The 7829-nt window shown below is 65.4% G+C and carries 11 protein-coding genes; 4 read left to right on the top strand and 7 right to left on the bottom strand.

Features of this window, described 5'->3' with window-relative positions; all coding sequences use genetic code 11:
* From GJ629_RS12515 to GJ629_RS12535, 5 genes are all read right to left on the bottom strand, one after another.
* The coding region (locus GJ629_RS12515) for a DUF5815 family protein (RefSeq protein ID WP_157513355.1) at nt 1–521 on the bottom strand (521 nt) is incomplete at its 3' end.
* A gap of 49 nt (nt 522–570) precedes the next feature.
* Nucleotides 571–777: a hypothetical protein gene (locus GJ629_RS12520; protein ID WP_157513356.1), complete on the bottom strand. Its 207-nt coding sequence runs from the start codon at nt 775–777 to the stop codon at nt 571–573.
* Nucleotides 778–821: 44 nt separating this feature from the next.
* On the bottom strand, nt 822–1766 hold the full coding sequence (locus GJ629_RS12525; protein ID WP_157513357.1) for a hypothetical protein: 945 nt from the start codon (nt 1764–1766) through the stop codon (nt 822–824).
* 2 nt (nt 1767–1768) lie between these two features.
* Nucleotides 1769–2182 carry a hypothetical protein gene (locus GJ629_RS12530; protein ID WP_157513358.1) on the bottom strand — a complete coding sequence of 138 codons (414 nt, stop codon included), beginning with the start codon at nt 2180–2182 and terminating at the stop codon, nt 1769–1771.
* A gap of 42 nt (nt 2183–2224) precedes the next feature.
* Complete coding sequence (locus GJ629_RS12535) at nt 2225–3466, bottom strand: NAD(P)/FAD-dependent oxidoreductase (protein ID WP_157513359.1); 1242 nt, start codon at nt 3464–3466, stop codon at nt 2225–2227.
* Nucleotides 3467–3602: 136 nt separating this feature from the next.
* Here GJ629_RS12535 and GJ629_RS12540 point away from each other — a divergent pair, with 136 nt between their 5' ends.
* The 3 genes from GJ629_RS12540 (at nt 3603) to GJ629_RS12545 (ending at nt 4862) form a co-directional block, all read left to right on the top strand.
* Nucleotides 3603–4196, top strand: coding sequence for a DUF6149 family protein (locus tag GJ629_RS12540; protein ID WP_157513360.1), 594 nt, complete (start codon nt 3603–3605; stop codon nt 4194–4196).
* 41 nt (nt 4197–4237) lie between these two features.
* Nucleotides 4238–4372 carry a hypothetical protein gene (locus tag GJ629_RS17635; RefSeq protein ID WP_255475234.1) on the top strand — a complete coding sequence of 45 codons (135 nt, stop codon included), beginning with the start codon at nt 4238–4240 and terminating at the stop codon, nt 4370–4372.
* Nucleotides 4373–4451: 79 nt separating this feature from the next.
* Nucleotides 4452–4862 carry a hypothetical protein gene (locus GJ629_RS12545; RefSeq protein ID WP_197428595.1) on the top strand — a complete coding sequence of 137 codons (411 nt, stop codon included), beginning with the start codon at nt 4452–4454 and terminating at the stop codon, nt 4860–4862.
* Here the strand turns inward: GJ629_RS12545 and GJ629_RS12550 are convergent, their stop codons facing one another.
* Both GJ629_RS12550 and GJ629_RS12555 read right to left on the bottom strand, forming a co-directional pair.
* A complete protein-coding gene (locus GJ629_RS12550) occupies nt 4863–6203 on the bottom strand; it encodes an NAD(P)/FAD-dependent oxidoreductase (protein ID WP_157513362.1) in 1341 nt (446 codons plus the stop codon).
* Between the two features lie 77 nt (nt 6204–6280).
* Nucleotides 6281–7102 (bottom strand): hypothetical protein, encoded by an 822-nt coding sequence (locus GJ629_RS12555; RefSeq protein WP_157513363.1) that lies wholly within the window; start codon nt 7100–7102, stop codon nt 6281–6283.
* A 164-nt stretch (nt 7103–7266) separates the two neighbouring features.
* Between GJ629_RS12555 and GJ629_RS17205 the strand changes: the two genes are divergently transcribed.
* The coding region (locus GJ629_RS17205) for a bifunctional nuclease domain-containing protein (RefSeq protein WP_231754618.1) at nt 7267–7829 on the top strand (563 nt) is incomplete at its 3' end.

Consider the following 7829-nt stretch of genomic DNA (forward strand, 5'->3'; position numbering starts at 1 on the left):
TCGTGCTCGCTCTCGAAGTCCCGTTGCTCACGATAGGCCTCGACGAACGACTCGACGTCGAACTCCGCCATCTGCTGTTCGAACTCCGCGGTCAACTCCTCGTTGTCGATGTGGCTGATGGCGTGTTCCATCAACTCCACGAGCAACTCGACGGCCACCTCGTGGAGGCGCCGGTCGTTGAAGTCGGTGACCCACACGATGCCGGCCCCGACCTGCCCGTCTTCGGAGACGTCCGCCACCGCGACGGCCTCGGGAAACTCCTCCATCACACTGCCCAGCAAGTGGGCGGTGGCGAACTCGTCGTAGTCGTCGTCCGTCTCGACGACCGACTGCAACTGCGCGACGATGTCCTCGGGGACGAACCGCGCCAGCGGGTTCACGTCGAAGACGACGGCGTGGTCCTCACCGCAGTCACAGCCGATTTCCCGCATCCCCAGATCAAGTTCCCGGACCGACAGCGACTCGCCACAGGGAAGTTCCAAGTCGTCGCCGGGCCCGTCGGGGACGTGTGGTTCTGCCATACGGTCCCGTTGGTCGCTGTCGGGAATAAGAACGGCGGTCGGTGGCCGACTACTCCATCGGATTCTCGTCGTCGTCCTCGTGGACGGCGTCGGCCTCGCCGCCGGTCTTCTCGACTTCGACTTCCAGTTCGATGCCGATACCACCGTTCTCCATCTCGGCCTCTGCTTCGATGGGGTCGTCGAACTCCACTTCGAGTTCGTCGCTGTCTATCTCCACTTCGACCTCGACCTCGACGTCGTAGTTCGGGTCCGTCATCGGGGTGGACTACGAACGGCGGCGAGAAAAGTGTCCGGCCGGTCTCAGCTCCAGCCGTCGTCGTCGCTGTTCCACTGGTCGTCCTGTTGGCCGCCGGTTCCGGAGTCCTCGTCGGTCCACTCGTCAGTCTCCTGCCAGGAGTCGCCCTGATCGTCGGCGAGGTTGTCGGCGCTCATCGGGCCGACCTGCTCCTCGCGGTGGCGGTCGAGTTCGACCCACGCCTGGGTGACCGCGCCCAGCGAGAAGACGGTGACAATGCCACTGAGGACGGCGGAGACACCGGCGTAGGCAGTCCACGGGATGAAAAGCAGGCCGACGGTGGTGACGATTGCGACGACGCCACCGATGACCGCGAAGATGACACCGAGGCCGAGGATGGTCGCACGGTGCCCGTCAGTCAGGTCGAGACTCTCGGACATCCCCTCGAACAGTCCGCGGTCACGGATCGAGACCTCCTGGAGGTAGAACACGAACAGAACCCAGACGAGTGGGTACGTGATCAGGAGGCCGATACCGAACCCGAGGACGCCGACGAACTGTGCGATAGTCAGGAGGACGCCGCCGATGAAGGCGATGCCGACCGCGACACCGAGCCGTCGGGTCGCCGTCTCGGAGTGTATCCCGTCGAGTTCGTCGGCGGCGAACGACCGCACGGCGATCACTTTCGCGGTCTGGACGACGACACCGAGGAGTATCGGTATCGCGGACACGACCGGCCCCGGCAGGTCGAGCACGAGCGCGCTCGGCGGCTCACCGGCGTCCGGGATATCGACCCCGGCCTCCTCGAAGGCCGTGAAGAACTGGACGAGACTGGACGCGCTGACGACCTGGTTTATCAACGCGACGACGACCAACAGTCCGAATATCTGTAGGCCCGTCGTCGAGGTGAGAAACCGGATCCCGGCCGACAGGAGGTTGCCGATGGAGAGGTCGGCTGGCTGTTGGGGCGGTGCGTCGTCCGCGACATCGTCGAAGGGGTTCGATGACATGGTTAGGGCCAGTCCTCACGCGTCTCGTCAGTGTCAGCAGCGGGGGACTCTGGCTCGCCGAGTTCCCACTCGGCGGCCTCGGCGGCGTCCTCGACCGGGAGGTACTCCCACCCGGTGTCTTCGGCGACCGACGCGTCCTCGTCGTCGACGCCGACGAAGACGTACCGGTCCGTGTCGAACTGCTCTTTGACGTTCGTGAGGCTCTCGCTTCTACCTCTCGGTCCGGAAAAAAAGTCTTGTCGGATTCGGTGCTTGCGCGTGAAGTTCGTGACGACGTAGGTGGGCTTTTCCGAGACGACGCCGACGTACTTGCTCCAGCGGCGCGCGTCCTCGAAGACGGCGTCCGGACGCGAGAGCTGTTTGAGCGCCGCGAGATCGAACGCCAGCGTCATCTCTCCACCGTTGCCACTGTCCATAGTGGACGGTCGCAGTGGCCGGCCCAAAGACGTATCGATCCCTCACTCGGCCGCCGGCGCGGCAAGCGAATCGAGGTCGACGTCCTCCTCCAGCAGGAGGTCCGTCTGGTCGCCGACGGGTCGTTCCTGCCGGATGATCTTCTTGAACGTCGACTGCTGGGAGAGGTCGCCGATCAGCACGCCGCCGACGAGTTTCCCGTCCTTGAAGGTGAGGCGCCGCCACTCCGAGTCGGAGTACTTGCGCTCGGCGTGGTCGTCGCCGATGGTCGGATGGCCGAAAGAGAGGAACGGGAAGTCAAAGTGCGTGATTGAGTAGGAGGGGACGTACCGGAACGTGGCCGTGGGTTCGTCGGCGGCCATGTTCTTGCCGGCGGTGACGCCCTGCTCCTTCGCGGACCCCCACGCGCCGTTCTGCGTGCGGTCGTCGAGGATCACGTCGTGATACCGGGTGATGTCACCCGCAGCGTAGATGTCTTCGACGTTGGTCCGCATGTGCTCGTCGGTGAAGATACCGTCCTCGAACTCGACGGCCGAGCCCTGCAGGAACTCCGTGTTGTAGTCCAGTCCCACGGCGATGCCGACGAAGTCCGCGGGGTGGGCCTCGCCGTTGGAGTCGACGACGGACTCGACGTGGCCCCCCTCGTCGACCTCGAAGTGGTCGAGGCCGCTCTCGAAGACGGGTTCGACGCCGATGTCCTCCAAGGCGTCGTGGATTATCTCCGCGCCGTCGAGGCTGAGCGCGTAGCGCCACCAGCGGTTGCCCCGCATCAGGTACTTCGCGTCGACGCCCTGTGCGCCACAGATCGCCGCGAGGTCGATGCCGAGCAGTCCTGCGCCGACGACGACGCCCGTCTCGGCGTCGGCGGCGTTCTCGCGTATCTCCCGGGCGTCCGGGAACGTCCAGAACTGGTGGATACCCTCCGCGTCACCGTTCTCGACGGGGAGTTGGACGGGCGTGCCGCCGGTCGCTATCAGGAGTTTGTCGTACTCGATGGTGCCGCTGTCGTAGGTGTGTACCTCCTTCGCGTCGGTGTCGACGCCCGTGACGTGGGTGTTCAACTGGAGGTCGATGTCGCGTTCGTCGTACCAGCCGGGTTCGTGGATGGAGACGGGCGCTTCTGGGAGCTTCCCCTTGGCGAACTCCTTGATCAGGATTCGGTTGTACAGCGCCTCGCCCTCCTCGGTGACGACGGTGATGTCCGCGTCGGCGTCGGACTCCCGTATCGTCTCGGCCGCCGAACTGCCCGCGATGCCGTCACCGAGGATTACGTGCGACGTGCTCATGCTGTCGGGTTCGTGTTGGACCTTAATGTGGATTGCTATCTGCGCGGTTTTTCGGCCCACCATCGTGGGGCCGAGAGACAGATTGGCACGTGGTAAGCCACTGCGTTAAAGGGTCCCTACCCCTAAACTGGCGCGTATGAAAATCCGCCAGAACGTCCGCCACTGGGCCGCAAAGCAGGCGCTGACGATGCCCGTCGTCGGGGAGAAAGTCAGCGACAGGCTGGCAGGTATGCACACCGGCATCTTCCTCGACCGGACCGACGAGACGAACCACGACGAACGCCGCGACCGACTGGACGCCTTCTTCGAGGCGACGATGGACACCTACGTCGCCGCGCTGGAGGACGGCTTCCCGGAGGCGAAAGCCCGCGAAATAACCCACGCGCAGGCCAACTTCGAGTTCTACAACCACGGCTGGACGGAGATGATGGAGTTCCCCGCCGACGAACTCGAAGCCCACTACGACCGCTACGAGTCGTTCTTCCGGCGCTACGGCATCACCATCGACGACCCCCTCGGGGCGTTCGCGCCCGCGGACGGCCTGCCCGACGCGCCGTCGACGCCCGAGAAATTGGGCGACCCGGTTCACCCCCACGCCGAAGGCGGGTTCGCCGACGACGTCTACGTCGAGACAGCGGACGGCGACCTCGTCGTCGGCGGCACCGAGGAACCCGAGGACGTGGACGTCGAACAGGCCCCCGGCGTCGACGAGGAGACGGTCGAGAGCTAGACGGAAGCTATTTGTTTCGCGTCGGTGAACCGCGAACCGATATGAAGCGGCCACGCCGCCGGGAACTCCTCGTGGGAGTCGCCGGGTTCGGCTCGCTCGCCGTCGAACTCCTCCTCGTCTCGGCCGGTGCCGCCGGCCTCTCGCTGGCGGCGGCGTGGTACGTTTCGGAGACATAATCACGATGTTTTTGTTTCGCCCGTCTGAGCCCCGTATGTGAGTGATAGCGATACCGGAAACGAGCCGCGTCCACGACCGATGGGGGCACTTCGGGACAGCCTCTCGGACGGGTTCGGGAGACTGAGTACCGTCCACTCGTCGTGGGTCGCGGTGCTTCTGTGTCTGTTCCCGGCGACTGTCGTTCTCGAAACCGTGCCGGGCTACGACGGGCAACCGCTCGTCCCCGTGGTCGTCCTCTCGGTAGCAGGGGCGGCCCTCCTCGTCCAGAGCCGTCCACGGGCTCACGATCACCTCGGCACGTTCGGGATCACCGTCCTCGCTACGTTCCTCGGGCTGGGATGGGCCGCGTGGTTCGTCACCGGCGAGTGGGTCACCGCTTGGGCGACAGTCCCGGAGGCGATGCTGTTGTATCTGGTCGCGGGACTGCTCTCGTACGGTCTCGTCTACGTGGTCGGGATCGACCGACTCAAAAGGACCTCCGGCCGGTAGTCAGTCGCTCGTGGCCTCGACGCGGCGCGTGCTACGCTCGTCGATCAGGTCCGCACAGGCGTACCCGGCCTCGATACCGCCGTCGAGCGAGCGCTCGGGGTACTGCGCCCGGGAGGCCATCCCGGCGTAGTAGATGCCGTCGGCCACCGACTCCCCGAGGTCGTAGGGCACGACCATATCGAGGTACCCGCGCTCGTAGATGGGGGCCGTCCGGGGGTTGCGCGCCGTCTGCATCCAGTTGACCTGCTCACGGTCGAACGCGGGGAAGAGGTCGGCGACGCCGTCCAGCCACAGGTCCTCGACTTCCTCGTTCGTCCGCTGCCAGAGGTCCTCCTCGTAGTCCTGGACGTAACTCGCCAGATAGTAGAGGTGTTCGCCGCCGTAGCGGGACTCGGGCACGAAGTTCGTGTGCTCGATGAGGACGCCGAAGGGCGCGTCGTCGATGAGGTTCAGCCAGTAGGTGTCCGTCATCGAGGTGTCGAGGCTGAGCACCGAACAGACCGTCCCTTGGAAGTCGATGTCACAGGGGTAGCCCGTCAGGTCTTCGAGGACGTTCGGCATCGTGGCGATGACCGCCGACTCGACATCGTGGGTCGTCTCCCCGTCCGCCGTCTCGACGGTCATCGACTGGACCGTCCCGTCTCCCGTCCCGAGGCCGGTGACGCGCGCGCCGGTCGTGACGTTCTCCCGACCGACCGTGTCGAGGAGGGCGTCCAGCAGGCGGCCGAAACTCCCCTGGACGTAGCCCAGTTGCTCGCCGCGCAACAGGTCCCGTTCGCCGCGGAACTTCACGCGGCCCAACAGCCACGCCGCCGAGACGTCCTCCTTGCGGGAGCCGAACTTCGCGTCCAGAAGTGGTTCCCAGAAGTACTCGTAAACGCCCTGTGTCGTGTGTTCCAGCAGGAACTCCTTGATCGGGACGTCCTCGAAGTCCTGCAGGTTCTCGTAGGTGTCGAACGTCGGAACGCCGCCCCGGACGTCTATCTCCTTGACCAACATCCCGAGACGGAACTTGTCGTAGACCGAAAGGTAGGGGTAGGCGAGAATCTCCCACGGGGTGTCCATCGGGTGGACCGCGCCGTCGACGTAGAAGGCGTCGGACTTGTAGCGCCACTCGACGGCGTCGCCCAGACCGAGGTCCTCGGCGAGTTCGATGATGGTCTGCTCTGACTGTGAGAGGTGGTGGTAGAACTTCTCGATTGGGTCACCGGCAGTGTCGTAGGTGGCCGCGAGGCCGCCGAGGTCCTCGCTCGCCTCGAAGACCTGCACTTCGTGGCCGTGGTTCTGAAGCCGGTAGGCCGCCGAGAGACCGGCGATACCGCCGCCGACGATACCGATCATACCTCTACTTCCGCCGTGGCGGGGTTCAAGCTTTTCATCCGTCCGCCCGCTGGAACTGCGGGACGGCGGCTGTCCCGTCAGGACGCCTGAGACTCGTCGACCCAGTCCGGTTTCGTGACCGAGACGTCCTCGTACGTGAGTGATATCTCGGTCCCGAACGTCCCCGCTCCCGTCACGATGTCCACGGATATCGACCGGATACCACCCTCGGACGTGACCACGAACCGGCCGTCGACGGACTGGACGTCGTCCGGTTCGAACCCGTAGTTCAGCCCCTCGTCGGGGTTCTCGAACGCCGTCCGGTTGAGCGAGTCGGCCTCGAAGACGGCGGCATCCTGGCCGCCGACGGACGTGGTCCCGGCCGCCTCCCACTCGACGGCACCGGCGTAGGACAACCCACCGAAGATCAGGATCGACGCACCGAAGCTCAGCCCGGTCCCGATCCTCCCGTCGGGTTCGCCGTAGCGAATCTGCCCGGTCGTCGTGTTCCGGAGCGCGGCGTAGTCCCCGGTGCTGTACAGGGTCGTCGTGTCGCCGTTGGCTCGGGTGAGGCGGATGAGTTCGCGGTCCGCGCTCGTGTCGTTTCGGATCAGGACGTCGATCTGTTGGGTCCCGTTGTAGAGCGTGAACTCGACCTGCGTCGCGTTTTCGAGCGGGCCGCCGGAACCGGTGTTCCGCAGTGTCTCCCTGAGATCCGGTTGGTCGGTATCGGTGCCGTCGTCGCTCTCGTCTCCGTCCGTCCCGTCGTCACCGTCGGGCGTCGGAGTGGCGTCCATCTCACCCTCGTCGTCCGGAGCGTCACCGCCGTCAGCGTCGGTCGGGGTCGCGGTGGTTCCGCCGCCGCTACAGCCGGCCAGCACGATCATAAACGCAAACATAATTGCTGCCAGTTTACGCATAGACGGTGAATGTCGAGGAATGATTAAATGATTGAAGGCTATGTAGCTAGGGTCGGCCGACGGCGCGGTTCAGGTTGCGACCGGCCGGACGAACGGGGCCGCGACTGCCAGTCGGGGCTACGGAGAACGCTACCTTTTTGCGGGCAGTCCGGCTATCGGAGGGTATGCTCACGGTCCGGGCGCCGGCGACGAGTGCGAATCTCGGGAGCGGCTTCGACGTCTTCGGCGTCGCCCTGGGCCACCCCGCCGACGTGGTTCGCGTCGAGAAGCGGGACCGGACGACCATCGACGTTCGAGGGGCCGGCAGCGACTTCATCCCCGAAGACCCGGAGGAAAACACCGTCGGTGCCGTCGCGGATGCGCTCGACGCGCCCGCCCACATCCAGATCGACAAGGGAATCCGGCCCGCCTCGGGGCTGGGGTCCTCGGCCGCCTCCGCCGCGGCGGCGGCCGTCGCGCTGAACGAACTGTACGACCGGGGGAAGACCCGCGAGGAACTGGTCCCCATCTTCGTCAGCAGCGATCAGGCCCAGTCGATGCAACTGGCTATCGAGGGCGAACCGTTCGAGCGCCCGCTGACACACGACCTGCTGATCGAGATGATATCGGAGTTCGGGGCCGCCTCGACCGCGTGCGGCATCGACCGTCTGGCCGACGGCACCTTCGTACGCGAAGATAGACCGCAGAGCAGTACAGCGGCGGCGAGCGAAAGGACGCCGGTCGTTCG

It is taken from the genome of Halapricum sp. CBA1109 (assembly GCF_009741825.1).
Taxonomy (GTDB): Archaea; Halobacteriota; Halobacteria; order Halobacteriales; family Haloarculaceae; genus Halapricum.